16 protein-coding genes are annotated in these 13,016 nt (G+C 68.4%); 8 read left to right on the forward strand and 8 right to left on the reverse strand.

Going from position 1 to position 13,016, the window contains the following annotated elements; all coding sequences use genetic code 11:
* Positions 1 to 73: 73 nt before the first annotated feature.
* Both AC5Y5V_RS16340 and AC5Y5V_RS16345 read left to right on the forward strand, forming a co-directional pair.
* Complete coding sequence (locus AC5Y5V_RS16340; protein ID WP_499937183.1) at positions 74 to 784, forward strand: SDR family NAD(P)-dependent oxidoreductase; 711 nt, start codon at positions 74 to 76, stop codon at positions 782 to 784.
* A 10-nt stretch (positions 785 to 794) separates the two neighbouring features.
* The gene (locus AC5Y5V_RS16345) at positions 795 to 2,246 is read left to right on the forward strand and encodes an aldehyde dehydrogenase (RefSeq protein WP_499937185.1); all 1,452 of its coding nucleotides are present in this window, start codon (positions 795 to 797) and stop codon (positions 2,244 to 2,246) included.
* Here the strand turns inward: AC5Y5V_RS16345 and AC5Y5V_RS16350 are convergent.
* Positions 2,243 to 3,388, reverse strand: coding sequence for an LLM class flavin-dependent oxidoreductase (locus AC5Y5V_RS16350; protein ID WP_499937187.1), 1,146 nt, complete (start codon positions 3,386 to 3,388; stop codon positions 2,243 to 2,245). The genes AC5Y5V_RS16345 and AC5Y5V_RS16350 overlap by 4 nt on opposite strands.
* A gap of 104 nt (positions 3,389 to 3,492) precedes the next feature.
* On the opposite strand from AC5Y5V_RS16350, the gene AC5Y5V_RS16355 reads away from it, so the two are divergent.
* Both AC5Y5V_RS16355 and AC5Y5V_RS16360 read left to right on the forward strand, forming a co-directional pair.
* Positions 3,493 to 3,879 carry a PPOX class F420-dependent oxidoreductase gene (locus AC5Y5V_RS16355; protein ID WP_499937189.1) on the forward strand — a complete coding sequence of 129 codons (387 nt, stop codon included), beginning with the start codon at positions 3,493 to 3,495 and terminating at the stop codon, positions 3,877 to 3,879.
* Positions 3,880 to 3,997: 118 nt separating this feature from the next.
* A complete protein-coding gene (locus AC5Y5V_RS16360; RefSeq protein WP_499937193.1) occupies positions 3,998 to 4,696 on the forward strand; it encodes a sensor domain-containing protein in 699 nt (232 codons plus the stop codon).
* A gap of 10 nt (positions 4,697 to 4,706) precedes the next feature.
* Here the strand turns inward: AC5Y5V_RS16360 and AC5Y5V_RS16365 are convergent, their stop codons facing one another.
* On the reverse strand, positions 4,707 to 5,477 hold the full coding sequence (locus AC5Y5V_RS16365) for a fructosamine kinase family protein (RefSeq protein ID WP_499937195.1): 771 nt from the start codon (positions 5,475 to 5,477) through the stop codon (positions 4,707 to 4,709).
* Between the two features lie 44 nt (positions 5,478 to 5,521).
* Between AC5Y5V_RS16365 and AC5Y5V_RS16370 the strand changes: the two genes are divergently transcribed.
* From AC5Y5V_RS16370 to AC5Y5V_RS16380, 3 genes are all read left to right on the forward strand, one after another.
* Positions 5,522 to 6,307 (forward strand): SDR family oxidoreductase, encoded by a 786-nt coding sequence (locus AC5Y5V_RS16370; protein ID WP_499937198.1) that lies wholly within the window; start codon positions 5,522 to 5,524, stop codon positions 6,305 to 6,307.
* 11 nt (positions 6,308 to 6,318) lie between these two features.
* Positions 6,319 to 7,101 carry an SDR family NAD(P)-dependent oxidoreductase gene (locus AC5Y5V_RS16375; protein ID WP_499937200.1) on the forward strand — a complete coding sequence of 261 codons (783 nt, stop codon included), beginning with the start codon at positions 6,319 to 6,321 and terminating at the stop codon, positions 7,099 to 7,101.
* Positions 7,102 to 7,204: 103 nt separating this feature from the next.
* Positions 7,205 to 7,351, forward strand: a complete 147-nt coding sequence (locus tag AC5Y5V_RS16380; RefSeq protein ID WP_499937406.1) for a hypothetical protein — start codon at positions 7,205 to 7,207, stop codon at positions 7,349 to 7,351.
* A gap of 135 nt (positions 7,352 to 7,486) precedes the next feature.
* On the opposite strand, the gene AC5Y5V_RS16385 is transcribed toward AC5Y5V_RS16380, so the two are convergent.
* The 4 genes from AC5Y5V_RS16385 to AC5Y5V_RS16400 form a co-directional block, all read right to left on the reverse strand.
* A complete protein-coding gene (locus tag AC5Y5V_RS16385; RefSeq protein WP_499937202.1) occupies positions 7,487 to 8,461 on the reverse strand; it encodes an NAD-dependent epimerase/dehydratase family protein in 975 nt (324 codons plus the stop codon).
* Between the two features lie 75 nt (positions 8,462 to 8,536).
* Positions 8,537 to 9,256, reverse strand: coding sequence for a cutinase family protein (locus AC5Y5V_RS16390; protein ID WP_499937205.1), 720 nt, complete (start codon positions 9,254 to 9,256; stop codon positions 8,537 to 8,539).
* A gap of 144 nt (positions 9,257 to 9,400) precedes the next feature.
* A complete protein-coding gene (locus AC5Y5V_RS16395; RefSeq protein WP_499937207.1) occupies positions 9,401 to 9,574 on the reverse strand; it encodes a CsbD family protein in 174 nt (57 codons plus the stop codon).
* Positions 9,571 to 9,951, reverse strand: a complete 381-nt coding sequence (locus AC5Y5V_RS16400) for a CsbD family protein (RefSeq protein ID WP_499937381.1) — start codon at positions 9,949 to 9,951, stop codon at positions 9,571 to 9,573. Before AC5Y5V_RS16400 ends, AC5Y5V_RS16395 begins: the two co-directional genes overlap by 4 nt.
* Before the next feature lie 68 nt (positions 9,952 to 10,019).
* On the opposite strand from AC5Y5V_RS16400, the gene lipL reads away from it, so the two are divergent.
* On the forward strand, positions 10,020 to 11,297 hold the full coding sequence (lipL, locus tag AC5Y5V_RS16405; protein ID WP_499937209.1) for an esterase/beta-lactamase LipL: 1,278 nt from the start codon (positions 10,020 to 10,022) through the stop codon (positions 11,295 to 11,297).
* On the opposite strand, the gene AC5Y5V_RS16410 is transcribed toward lipL, so the two are convergent.
* Together AC5Y5V_RS16410 and AC5Y5V_RS16415 are read right to left on the reverse strand one after the other, a co-directional pair.
* On the reverse strand, positions 11,294 to 11,914 hold the full coding sequence (locus AC5Y5V_RS16410; RefSeq protein WP_499937213.1) for a cutinase family protein: 621 nt from the start codon (positions 11,912 to 11,914) through the stop codon (positions 11,294 to 11,296). The two genes, lipL and AC5Y5V_RS16410, sit on opposite strands and share 4 nt — an antisense overlap.
* Positions 11,915 to 11,955: 41 nt before the next feature.
* The gene (locus AC5Y5V_RS16415; protein ID WP_499937215.1) at positions 11,956 to 13,014 is read right to left on the reverse strand and encodes an NAD(P)H-dependent amine dehydrogenase family protein; all 1,059 of its coding nucleotides are present in this window, start codon (positions 13,012 to 13,014) and stop codon (positions 11,956 to 11,958) included.
* Positions 13,015 to 13,016: the final 2 nt, after the last annotated feature.

The raw sequence follows: 13,016 nt of genomic DNA on the forward strand, positions 1-13,016 counted from the left end.
ACCGCGGTGGACACACGGTGATAGGCATGGGAAGCCGATTTGTTGGGCGATCGCTCAGGAAGGTTGGTGCGGCTTGGGTGCGAGGACGGCTGTCGTAACGGGCGGTGCGTCTGGAATCGGTCGCGCCGTCGCCCAGCGGCTGCGCGACGACGGGTTCCGCGTGGCCGTCATCGACCTGTCACCCACGGACGACGGATCGGGGCGGGTCGCCGACGTGACCGACCGCGCGCAGGTCGATGCCGCGATGTCGGACATCCGCGCCGAGCTGGGCCCGATTCTGGTGCTGGTCAACGCGGCCGGGGTCGAGGGGTTCAAGAAGTTCCTGCAACTGTCGTTCGACGAATGGTCGCGGGTCATCGACGTGAACCTGCATGGCGTTTTCCACACCATTCAGGCGGTGCTGCCCGACATGGTCGAGGCCGGCTGGGGTCGGATCGTCAACATCTCGTCGTCGAGCACCCACTCCGGCCAGCCGTTCATGGCGCACTACGTCGCGGCAAAGTCTGCGGTGAACGGGCTGACCAAGTCGCTGGCCCTGGAATACGGCCCGTCCGGGATCACGGTCAACGCCGTGCCGCCGGGGTTCATCGACACCCCGATGCTGCGCAGCGCCGAACAGCGCCACCTGCTCGGCGGCACGGTGGAGGACCACATCAACCGCACACCGGTCCGACGGGTCGGCCGGCCCGAGGACATCGCCGCGGCGTGCGCCTTCTTTGTGTCCGAGGAGGCCGGCTACATCACCGGGCAGATTTTGGGCGTCAACGGCGGACGCAACACCTAGAGAGGGCTAGATGTACGAGAGAGACCAGCTCTTCATCGACGGGGCGTGGACCGCGCCGGAGGCCGACGAAGTCATCGAGGTGATCTCGCCGCACACGGAGAAGCCCATCGGGCGGGCGGCCTGCGCGGGACCCGCGGACGTGAACCGCGCGGTCGAGTCGGCCCGTGTTGCGTTCGACGCCGGGCCGTGGCCCCGGCTGCAGCCCGCCGAACGGATCGAGGCGATCACCCGGCTGGCCGGCGTCTACAAGGAGCGGCGGTCTGAGATGGCCGCGCTGATCTCCGCCGAGATCGGCGCCCCGATCGCGTTCGCCAAGCGGGCACAGGTCGGGCTGCCGATGATGATGCTGTCCGCGTTCTGCGGGCTGGCGGGCAACTATCAGTGGCAGCAAGAGCGTCCGGGCCTGTACGGCAAGGACATTCGGATTCTGAAGCAGCCGGTGGGAGTCATCGGCGCGGTGGTGCCGTGGAACATGCCGCAGTTCCTCACCGTCACCAAGGTGGTACCGGCGCTGCTGGCCGGGTGCACGGTGGTGCTCAAACCGGCACCCGAGTCGGTGCTCGATGCGCAGCTGCTCGCGGAAATCGTTGCCGCGGCTGACCTTCCGCCCGGCGTGCTGAATGTGGTGCCCGGCGGCCGCGAGGTCGGCGAGGCCCTGGTGAGTCACCCCGGCGTCGATAAGGTCTCCTTCACCGGATCCACGGCCGCCGGCCGGCAGGTGGCGCTGGCCTGCGCCCAAAACCTCACGCAGGTGAGCCTGGAGCTGGGCGGCAAGTCGGCGGCCATCGTGCTCGACGACGCCGACCCCGCCACCGCCGCGGCCGCAATCCAGATGGCCAGCCTGGCCAATAGCGGCCAGGTCTGCAACGCGCTGAGCCGGATCCTGGTGCCGCAGGCGCTTAAGGACGAGTTCGTCGACGCGCTGGCCGCCTCGATGGCCGCGATGACGGTCGGCGACCCCGCCGACCCGAGCACCGCGATCGGCCCGTTGGTGGCGCAGCACCAGCAGGAGCGGGTCCGCGGCTACATCGAGTCGGGCAAAAGCGAAGGCGCACGGTTGGTGACCGGCGGCGCCACCATGCCCGACGGCGTCGACAGCGGCTGGTATGTGCGGCCCACGCTGTTCAGCGACGCGCACAACGACATGCGGATCGCGCGGGAGGAGATCTTCGGCCCGGTGCTGACCGTCATCCCCTACCGCGACGAGGAGGAGGCCGTCCGGCTCGCCAACGACTCCGAATACGGGCTGGCCGGTTCGGTTTTCACCGCCGACGTGGAGCGCGGCTACGGGGTGGCGGCCCGCGTGCGCTCGGGCACGTTCGGCGTCAACGAGGGATACATCATGGACCCGGCCGCGCCCTTCGGTGGCGTCAAAAACAGCGGCTACGGCCGCGAACTCGGCACCGAGGGAATCGACAGCTACACAGTGAGCCAATCGATTTCGGCGGCCGCCGCAACCTAGAGCTTCTTGAGGTCGCGAAGGATCTTGTTGAACGGAACAAGCGACGCCATCGCCTTGCGCAGGCTGGGCTGCGCGATGCTGGAGTTCGACAGCACCATGTAGCGGACTCCGCAATCGCGCCACTCCGCGGCCTGGTCGAGGACCTCGTCGGGGGTGCCGTTGAGCAGGTATTCCCGCATCACCGACGTCGGGACCTTGGCCGCATGCGACAACGCGGTCCGCTCGTCCATGTCCTGCGGCAGCAGGTCCTGAGCGCCGGCGAAGTTCGCGCCCAAGGGATGCTGTGCGCCGTGGCGGGTGAAGAACTCGTCCGGCGCGTTCAGTCCCGTCACCCGGATGATGTCGGATTCGAGGGCCTCGTCGACGTCGGCGCGGGTGCGGCCCGTCAACACGAACATCATGATCGCCGGCGTGACGGACATCGGGTCGCGACCGGCGTCGGAAGCGGCTGACCGCACGGCGTCGAGACGCTGCTTGTACTCCACGGGCCGGTGCGCGAACGCGGGGAAATAGGCATCGCCGTAACGCCCCGCCGCGCGCAGCATCCGCGGGCCGTGCGCGCCGATCCAGATTTCGGGCCACTTGCCCTGATAGGGCGGCAAATCAAAGAGCGCGTTGCGCAGCGGGAAATACGGCGAATCCCGGTTGACGAGCTTGCCGCCCGAATCCCACAGCGCGCGGATGGTGGCCATCGCCTCCTCAAACCGCGCGACCGGCTTCGACCAGTCGACGCCGTAGGGCTCGTTCGCCTCGCGTTCGCCGGGCCCCATGCCCAGGATCGCCCGGCCCCGGGTGAGTAGGTGCAGCGTCGCGGCGGCCTGGGCGGTGACGGCCGGGTTGCGCCGACCGCTGTCGGTCACGCCGACGCCCAGGCGCAGGCGCCCGATCCGGTTGCGGGCGGCGAGGTGACCGAGCATGGTCCACGGCTCCATGGCCGCGTCCGGCGTCGGGATGACTTTTGCCGCGCCGCAATACTTCTGCTGCCACAGCGCGCGCGGCAGCAGATGGTTGAGGTGATCGGGCACCCACAGGGAGTCGACGCGGTTGGCGACCGCATTCAGGTAGTTGGCCCGGGTGTACCTGTCCGCGGCCGAGCCGGCCGCAACGATCATGTCCACCACGCCGACTCGAATTCCGGTCATGGTTGGAGCATTGCGTGCAACCCGCCGGCCCGGTGCAGTAGATGTGTACTTAATTGACGATCATCACGTTTAATTAACTATTCGACGGGGGTATCTTCCCGGGCGTGAGTATCACCTTCAGGGACGTCATCCAGTCCAAGTATCTGTTGTTGACGACGTTCACCAAGGACGGCCGGCCCAAGCCCACCCCCATCTGGGGTGTTCCCGACGGCGACAAGCTGCTGGTCATCACCGACGACGGGTCCTGGAAGACCAAGCGGATCAACAACACGCCGCGGGTGACGATCGCCAAGAGCGCGGCGCTCGGCAAACCCAAGAGCGAGGAAGTGGAGGCGGTCGCGCGCGTTCTGCCGAAGTCCGAGACGCAGCGGGTCTACAACGCCGTGCTCAAGCGGTACTGGTACCACGCCTGGTGGTTCTACCCGCATTCGCTCATCCGCGGCGGCATCGACAAGGTGCACGTCGGACTGGAGATTGAACCCGCGGCGTAATTGAGCCGCGTCGCACTTAACTCGACGACGTTTTGGCGAGATAATTTCCGCGTGGATTCCACGCGCCCCAACCGGGTATGCCGTGCTGGTGACTTTGAGCCGGACGGGGAATGAGAATATGCGCCAATTCATCGCCCTGATCATTGTCGGCTGCTGCGTTATGTCGGCCGGCTGTCACAGCGGGTCCACCCACGGCACCAAAGGGTCCACCAGCGCCACCACCACGACGACGAAAGCTCCGCCGCCCGCGCTGGAGGGCGCCCTGAAAGGGTTCCTGCTGACGCCCGAGCAAATCAACGCGGCACTGGAAACGGCCGATTTGAAGGTCACGAACAATCGCGACACGATGGCCGACGACAGCGCCACGATGACGCCCAGGGAGTGCCTGGCCATCGACGGCGCGGCGCAGGCGCAGGTGTATGCGGGCAGCGGTTTTATCGCCGAGCGGGACCAAACGCTCAACCGTCAGGACGGCGATAATCTCACTCATTACGCCGAGCAGGCAGTGGTGTTATTCACCAGCCCCAAACAAGCCAGCGACTTTTTCAACGCCTCCGTCCAGCAATGGCAGGGCTGCCGGGAATACACCCATATCCAGTCGCGGACGCAGTGGACCCTGGGAGCGATATCCAACGCGAACGGCGTCCTGAGCACCACCTCGACCCTGCGGGACGCCCCGTCCACGGGGTGGAAAGCGTGTGGACGCGCGCTCGTCGCGAAAAACAATGTGGTGATCGACGTCAACACGTGCAGCGTCGACCCGAAGAACTCGGCCGTCGACATCGCGAATCAGATCGCCGCCAAAGTTCCCGGTTGACGCGCCGGTGTCAGCCGCGCAGCACCGCCTGGGCGACCACCCGCGTGCGGGTCGCGTGCCCGCCACCGAACAGCACGACATGCGCCAGCAGCGGATAGAGCTGGTGCAGCCCAATACGGTTGCGCCAGCCGGGTTTCAGCGGCCGCGCCCGCTGGTAGCCCGCCAGGATGGCGTCGTAGTGGGGGCAGCCGAACAACGCCAGCATTGCCAGGTCGCTCTCGCGGTGCCCGGCCTGCGCGGCCGGGTCGATCAGCACCACCCCGTCGGGCGTCCACATCACGTTGCCGCCCCACAGGTCGCCGTGTAGCCGGGCCGGCGGGTCGTCGTCGTCGAAGTCGCCCGCGCGACACCGTGCGACGACACCGTCGATCGCCGCGCGCGTCGAGGCGTCCAGGCGGTCCGCGGCGAGCTCGGCCATCGGGACCAGCCGTTCGTCCGCGTAGAACTCGCCCCAGCGGCGGTGGCCGCGCAGCGACATCGGCAGCGGCCGCGAGAGCGGCCCGAAGAACCCCGGTCCGTCCCACCCGTCGGGCCCGGTGCCGAACCCGTCGGCGCCCGCATCGTGCGTGATCGCCAGCCGGGCGCCGAAGACCTGTGCCGCCTCGCGGCTCGGGGGCACCGAGTCGAGCCGCCGCAGCGTCAGGCTGTGTGCGCCGACGGCGACGACCGGCACGCATGGCGCGCCGCCGTCGACGGCCGAAAGCCAGCGCAGCCCAGCGGCTTCCCACGCGAAATAGCCTGCGGGCGCGTCCGGATGTTCCTTGACGAAGTCGGCGTTCATCGGTGTTCGACTGTAGTAGCGTCGGGCGCGCCTAAGGAGTGCGCATGGATCTGCATCTGGCGGGGAAGACCGCCGTGGTCACCGGGGCCAGCAAGGGCATCGGGCTCGCGGTCACCAAGGCCCTCGTCGATGCGGGCGCGCACGTGGTGGCCGGGTCACGGACGCCTGGCGAGCACCTGCCGGCGCTCGAGGACGCGGGGCACGTGACGTTCGTCCCCGTGGACCTGTCCCTGGCCGGAACCGCCGAGGGGTTGATCGCCGCGGCGGCGCGGCGCGGCGGGATCGATGTGTTGGTCAACAACGTCGGCGGTGCCACGGTCCACCCAGGGGGCCTCGCCAGCATCACCGACGCCGAATGGCAGGCGTCCTGGGATCTGAACGTGATGGGCGTCGTGCGCCCCACCCGCGCGGCGCTGCCGGAGATCGAGCGGCGCGGCGGCGGCGCCGTCGTCATCGTCGGCTCGATCAGCGGCTGCGCACCCGGTTCCGACACCTACGGCTACTGCACCGCCAAGGCCGCCCTCGCCAACTTTGCCAAAGCGCTGTCAAAGGAGTTGGCGCCGAAGAACATTCGGGTGAACCTGATCACTCCGGGCGCGGTGGCGACGGAGCGCTGGATCGAGCCCGGTGGATTGGCGGACCGGTTCGCCGTGGCCAACGACCAGACGCCCGAGGAGGTCATGGCCGAGCTCGCCAGCACCTCGCCGACGGGCCGATTCACCACCACCGACGAAGTCGCGGATTTGGTGGTCTTTTTGGCCAGCGACCGGGCCGGCAACACCACCGGATCCGACTACCGCATTGACGGCGGATACATCCCAACCCTCTAAAAGGAGCGCACATGGATCTGCATCTGTCGGGCAAGACCGCCGTCGTCACCGGCGCCAGCAAGGGCATCGGCCTCGCGGTCACCCAAGCCCTGGTCGATGCGGGCGCGCATGTGGTCGCCGGGTCGCGGAGCCGTGGCGGGCTGGCGCCGCTGGAAGACGCGGGTCAGGTGACGTTTGTTGCGGTGGACCTGTCTCGGGCGGGCACCGCGGAGGAACTGATCGCCGCGGCGGCGCAGCGCGGCGGCATCGACGTGCTGGTCAACAACGTCGGCGGCGCCGCCGTCCACCCCGGCGGCTTCACCACAATCACCGACGCCGATTGGCAGGCGTCGTGGGACCTGAACGTCATGGGCGTCGTGCGGCCGACCCGCGCGGCGCTGCCGGAGATCGAACGGCGCGGCGGTGGCTCGATCGTCGTCGTCGGCTCGGTCAACGCCTACTTCCCCAACCCCGAGATCTACGACTACTGCGCCGTCAAGGCCGCGGTCACCAATTTCGCCAAGGCATTGTCAAAAGAGTTGGGACCGAAGAATATTCGGGTCAACTCCGTCAGCCCCGGCCCGGTCGCGACCGGGTTGTGGATGGACGAGGGCGGGGTGGCCGACGGGTTCGCCGAGGCCACGGGCCAGACGCCCGACGAGATCAGGGCGACGATCGCCGGCGCCATGCCGACGGGTCGGTTCACCACGCCCGAACAGGTCGCGGACCTCGTCCTCTTCCTGGCCAGCGACCGCGCCGGCAATACCACCGGTTCCGACTACCGCATCGACGGCGGGTTCGTCACTACGCTGTGAGCAGCCGCCGGTCTTCTTTCACGGTGCCGGTCTGCGGCCAGGTCTCCCGCCCAATGCCCTGGCTGAACGTTCGCCGCCGCGCCGGCCTGTCACCATGGACGGTGTGACCACCGCAATTGCCATCATCGTGGTGACGCTGGTGCTGGCGGCGCTTGGCATCGTGATCAACCAGCTGCTCCGGATGAAGGACTGGCTCAAGAATTCGCCGCCGCTCCCGCCGCCGCCCGACGACGAGTCGTCAGAGGACTGAGCGCAGGCTCGGCGAGAGTTGGTCCCAGCCCCGCGCCGAGAGTCCCCAAATTCGAGGGTCCACGGGCGATTTCACGCAAATTTGAGCGCCCTCGCGAAACGAGCGACGGGCCGGGCCGGTCAGCGCGCGCGGTCGCTAGCGAAGCGCCGCGACGGTGTCGGCCAGCGTGGTGCGGGGATCGCGATAGGTGATGCCGAGCTCCTGCTCGCTGGGGGAATCGTCGGACTCCGGCATCTGGGTGTAGTACTGCATGCCCGCGGCGGTGAACGGGTTGTCGAACGGCAGATACGGCCCGGCCAGGTCCAGGACGGTCCCCGCGACGCGCAGCACCGTGTCGGGCACCGGGACGGACACCATCGGCGTGTCGGCGACCTGTCCGAGCATCTTCGCCAGCTCGGCCACCGGGACCCGATGTCCGCCCACCATGTAGCGCCGCGGCCCGCGGCCCGGTTCCAGCAGGGCGGCGTGCAGCGCGGCCACGTCGCGGGCGTCGATGATCAGCCATGCGGCGCTGCGACCGGGGATGGTATGGATCTGCAGCGCCGCCTTGACGCCCTCGCCGGCCTCGCCGAACTGGTCGCCGACCGGCGGCCCGAGCACCATGCCGGGGTAGGTGATGTTCACCGGGGCCCCCGCGTCCTGCAGACCGCGGGCATAGATCTCCACCTGCGCCTTGGACGTGCCGTAGCCGTCGGTCCCGCCCACGACCGGCAGGTCCGCGGTCAGCGTCTCCAGGTCGGGATGGAACAGCGCCGTGAAGCTGGACACGTGGATGACCGGGTCGAGCCCGAGCTGGACGGCCTGCCCCAGCACGTTGCGGGCGCCGTCCATGTTGGTGCTGAGCATCTGCGGCGTTTGCCGCGGATCGGTGGCGACCAGCGCGGCGCTGTGCACGACGGCGTCGCAGCCGGTGAGCGCCTCGCGCACCGAGTCGCGGTCCTTGATGTCGCCGACGACGTAGTCCGACACGTCCACGCCCAACTGGGCGACGGACGTCTGCAGCTTCGCCGGCGTTCGGACCAGGAAGCGGACCGAATGGCCCGCGTCGGCGATGGCCTTGGCGGTCCAGCCGCCGACGAATCCCGTACCTCCGGTTACCAAAACTCGCATGCTGCGATGTTATGGCGAGCAGACACAAAAGCCCCAAACCGGATGGTTTTGGGGTGCTTTTGCGTCTGCTCGGCGTTAGAGGTGACTGGCCGCGTAGGAGGCGGCCTGGCCCGTCATGCCGTTCACCGTGTACAGCGTGTGCTGCAGGTTGGGGCCACCGCCGGCGGGGCTGCAGATCCCGTCGCCGTCGGCGCACAACTCGAGCGTCTTGGGCTGATACAGCGGACCGATGGTGATCATCGGCGCGCCGTACTGCTGCAGGAACTGCGGGGACGGCGTCCCGAAAAGCGTCACTGCGGCAACATGTTTCGCGACGTCGGCCGGCATCGGCGGCGGAACCGCCGAAGCGGGCACGCCCGGCGGCACGGCCGGTGAGGTGACATAACCGGCCAGGGCGGCGCCCTGTGAGTAGCCGCCGAGCACCTCACGGGTCCTGGGGCAGGTCGCGGCCATCGACTCGATGTGGTTCCCGGCATCCCGGATGCCGTCGATCACCGTCAACGGAAAGTCGGGGCTGGAGAAGTCGGTGCTGGCGGGGTAGTTGACGGGATAGACCCCCAGCGATTTGCCGCCCAGCTGCGAGCGCAGCGCGTCGACGAACGGCCCGCCGACGCCGCCCAGGCCAGGTGGCTCGCCTGAGCCTCGGGCGAACACCACATCCACGTCCGGGCACGGGTCGGCGGACGCCGGTGCGGGCACGCCCACCAGCGCGGACGCGGACACCACCCCCACGACGCCCGACGCCACCGCAATGCGGCGCATCCACCTGATATCAACCAATTCTCTGACGTTCATTGCTATCCAACCGTTTCGCATCGTTCGGCATACTTTTGCTGGTATTCGGACCCGATGACGATTTGGATTGCCCGAAGCCGCAGGCCTCAATCGCAAAGCAGGGTTGCCGGGGCTTCCGGCAACCCTGCTTGTGACGAGCCGTGATTACTTCTTGAAGGCGTCCTTCACCTTTTCCCCGGCGTCCTTCAGGCTGGACTTCGCCTGGTCCCCGCGACCCTCGTTCTCGGTCTTGTTGTCACCGGTGACCCTGCCGACCGCCTCCTTGGCCTTGCCGCCCAGGTCCTCGATCTTGTTCTTGATCTTGTCTTCGGTGCTCACGGAATTCTCCTGCTCCTACGATTGCGCGAGTAATACCCGCGTTGGCTACCCCGCGGCGGCCGATCTTGAAACCCGCCACGTCGGCCCGGTACCAAGGCCCGGAAGGCGTCTTTCACCTTCTCGCCGGCATCTTTCAAGTGGGCCGTCACCTGATCTCGCTGGCCTTCGTACTGGGTACGGCGGTTTCCGGTGGCCCGGCCGACGGTCTCTCTGGCTTTGCCGCCCCAATATTGCGCCTTGTTGCTGAGTTTGTTTCGCGCAGTCATGAGCCGTGCTCCCTCGGTTCGGCTGTGTGGAAGCTCACTTTCTGCGGATACCCGACGGCGGGCCGCGGTAAAACTCACCTCTGGGCCGGGACCCGAGCCCCCACGCCCCATACTGTGGGGCTTTGCCACGCTGATAGCTTCGGTGCAGTGTCGGCACCGCAACGAAGGGAGGTCGCCAAGTGACGCGAAGTCTGCTCGTTACCGACGACGGCCTGCCGCGCGGCGTGTCCGGGGCCGCGGACCCGCACTTCGCCAACGTCGTCAAGGTGTTCGCGCAGCTGTTTTTCGGGCGCCGGTTCGGCGGGGGAGCCCTCAGCGTCTACATCGAGGGCCGGCCCGTCGTCGACGTCTGGACGGGCTGGTCGGACCGCGCCGGCACCGAACGCTGGACCGCCGACACCGGGGCCATGGTGTTCTCGGCCACCAAGGGCGTCGCCTCCACGGTGATCCATCGGCTGGCGGACCGGGGCCTGGTGGACTACGACGCGCCCGTCGCCGAGTACTGGCCTGAGTTCGCGGCCAACGGAAAGGCCGACGTCACGGTCCGCGAGGTGCTGCGGCACCGCTCCGGACTGTCGCACCTGAAGGGTGTGACCAAGACGGAGCTCATGGACCACCTGCTCATGGAGGAACGCCTGGCCGCCGCCGCACCCGATCACCTGCGCGGCGTGCAGGCCTACCACGCCCTGACCTACGGCTGGCTGCTGTCCGGGCTGGCCCGCGCGGTGACCGGCAAGGGCATGCGGGAGCTGATCCGCCAAGAGGTCGCACGACCGCTCAACACCGACGGCATCCACCTGGGCCGCCCGCCGGAGGGCTCGCCGACCACGCCGGCGCAGATCCTGATACCGCAGGGTCGCCTGCGCGCACCCGTCTTCAACTTCCTCGCGCCGAGGGTCGCCGGACTGCCGTTCTCGGGCGCCATGGGCGCGATGTACTTCCCCGGCGTCATCTCTCTGGTCAAGGGCGACACCCCGTTCCTGGACGGCGAGGTCCCGGCGGCCAATGGCGTGGTGACCGGCCGCGGCGTGGCCAAGATGTACGGCGTGCTGGCGAACGAGGGCCGGATCGACGGCAAGAAATACCTGTCGAAGGACCTCGCGCGTGGCCTGGCCGAGCCGCGCAACAAGTGGCCCGACGCGAACATGGTGGTGCCGCTGCCGTTCCACCTCGGCTATCACGAGTCGCCGGTGCCGGGCCTGTTGCGGGGGTTCGGTCACGTCGGACTGGGCGGGACGCTGGGTTGGGCCGACCCGGAAACGGCCAGCTCGTTCGGCTTCGTGCACAACCGGTTGCTGACGCCGCTGTTGTTCGACATGGGATCCTTTGCCGGGCTGGCGCGCCCGCTGCGCAACGCCATCGAGGCCGCTCGCCATCAGGGCCCCGTGGAGGTGCCGGCGCTGGGTGCGACCTACCCGAAAGCCGTTCGGCGCAAGCCGGTTTCGGTGAAGGTCTAAAGCCGGCCGACGACTTGCGCCGCGGCCTGGGCCGGCATCCCGTTCGAGAGGTACGAACCGTGCGCCGACGGGTTCAGGCCGCCCGAGCACGCCGGGTCGTCGGGGGCGCACATGTCGATGGTCTTGCCGCTGTACGCCTCGGCGATCGGCGGGAAGCCGCCCGACAGGGCCGTCGCGAGCAGGCTCGACGGATTGCCGAACAGGACGATCGCGGCGACGTGGTCGACGGCCTGGGGCGGCAGGATCGTGGAAGCCACGTCCATGACGCCCGCGCCCTGCGACAGCCCGCCGAGCACGATCCGCGTGTTGGGGCAGCGTCCGACCATGTCCGTCACGTGCGCGTTGACGTCGTCGGCGCCGGCCCTTGAGCTGTCGGCGAAGGCGAACGTCGCCGGGTAATTGACCGCGTAGACACCCAGCGACCGCCCGCCGACCTGCGACTTGAGCGAGTCGATGAACTGTTGACCCACCGGCCCGACCCCGGGAGCCGACCCGGTCCCGCGCGCGAATGCCACCTCGACGTCGGGGCACGAGGCCGCAGTTGCGGACGGGATCGAGACCGGGCCGAGCAGCAGCGCGGGGGTCAGCAGGGCCAGCAGGACGCGAGGGATGCGCATCGCTCAATGCTGACACACCGCCGCGCGATCGGCGGGGTCGATCAGTCGGTCCGGGCCACGCCGCGGGGCAGGGTCAGCGGTAGGTCGTTGTACGTGACGATGCCCGGTGGAGCAGCGACGACGGCGGGAATTGCGTTGATCGGGGGCATGGCGGTCAGGATGTGGCCGATCACCATGAAGTCGGCGATGGTCTCGGCCTGGAAGTACGGCGGCGGCAGGAAACCGACTTTGGTGGTCACGGTCGGCTGACCGTCGACCCGGATGACCCAGCCGTCCTGCTCGATCTTCCAGTCGGGCTCAAGGGTCTGCCCTTTGCGCCAGCGGACGTTAAGGTCGATCAGGGTCTTGTCGCCGACGATGCCCTGCCAGCTGATGTAGGTGCCTGCCACGCAACCGGCGGGGATGGTCCACGAGCCGAGGTCGAGATCGGCCGTGGTTTGGGCGAATTCGGCCACGCAGCGCACCTCGTCCAGCTCGACGCCGAGCGCGTCGGCGACCAGCCGGACCGCCTCGCCGAAGATCGCCGTGCCCTTGGCCGCCATCTGCTGCAGCTCCGGGTGGTCGATCGGCTGGCCGAAGCCCACCGGCTTCTCCGTTTCGGGGGAGTCGTAGAACGTGGTGTCGGCGGCCTCGTTGACGGTGATCTTGTCGACGCGGTTGCAGACCATCGCCGACACGATGGCCAGCAACTCGGCGAACCCCGGGCTGACGCCGGATCCGAAGATGGTCGAGCCGCCCTTCTCGCACGCGGCCAGGATGCGGTCGCGGCCCTCGCCGAGGTTGTGTCCGGTGATGAACGACGCCGTCGTCACCACGTTGACGCCCGCGGACAGGATGCGGACCAGTTCGTCGACGTTGATCCACATGGGGTTGTAGACCACGCAGTCCGGCTTGCACGCCAGCAGCGCGTCGACGTCGTTGGTGGCGGTGATCCCCAGCGGCGCGATGCCGACCAGTTCGCCGGCGTCCCGGCCGGCCTTTTCGGGCGACCACGCGTAGCACCCCACCAGCTCGAGCGTGGGGTTCTCGGCGATCGACTGCAGCGAGCTCTTGCCGACGTTTCCGGTGTTCCATTGCACTACGCGATAGGTGTTTGGCACTC

The organism is Mycobacterium sp. NGS68 (genome assembly GCF_059812195.1).

Excerpts from the sequence above, each read along its gene's own strand:
- AC5Y5V_RS16390 (WP_499937205.1), bottom strand. The coding sequence starts at position 9,256 with ATGAACGTCAGAGAATTGGTTGATATCAGGTGGATGCGCCGCATTGCG.
- AC5Y5V_RS16375 (WP_499937200.1), top strand. The coding sequence starts at position 6,319 with ATGGATCTGCATCTGTCGGGCAAGACCGCCGTCGTCACCGGCGCCAGC.
- AC5Y5V_RS16410 (WP_499937213.1), bottom strand. The coding sequence starts at position 11,914 with ATGCGCATCCCTCGCGTCCTGCTGGCCCTGCTGACCCCCGCGCTGCTG.
- AC5Y5V_RS16345 (WP_499937185.1), top strand. The coding sequence starts at position 795 with ATGTACGAGAGAGACCAGCTCTTCATCGACGGGGCGTGGACCGCGCCG.
- AC5Y5V_RS16370 (WP_499937198.1), top strand. The coding sequence starts at position 5,522 with ATGGATCTGCATCTGGCGGGGAAGACCGCCGTGGTCACCGGGGCCAGC.
- AC5Y5V_RS16350 (WP_499937187.1), bottom strand. The coding sequence starts at position 3,388 with ATGACCGGAATTCGAGTCGGCGTGGTGGACATGATCGTTGCGGCCGGC.
- AC5Y5V_RS16400 (WP_499937381.1), bottom strand. The coding sequence starts at position 9,951 with ATGGGGCGTGGGGGCTCGGGTCCCGGCCCAGAGGTGAGTTTTACCGCG.
- AC5Y5V_RS16385 (WP_499937202.1), bottom strand. The coding sequence starts at position 8,461 with ATGCGAGTTTTGGTAACCGGAGGTACGGGATTCGTCGGCGGCTGGACC.
- AC5Y5V_RS16360 (WP_499937193.1), top strand. The coding sequence starts at position 3,998 with ATGCGCCAATTCATCGCCCTGATCATTGTCGGCTGCTGCGTTATGTCG.
- AC5Y5V_RS16365 (WP_499937195.1), bottom strand. The coding sequence starts at position 5,477 with ATGAACGCCGACTTCGTCAAGGAACATCCGGACGCGCCCGCAGGCTAT.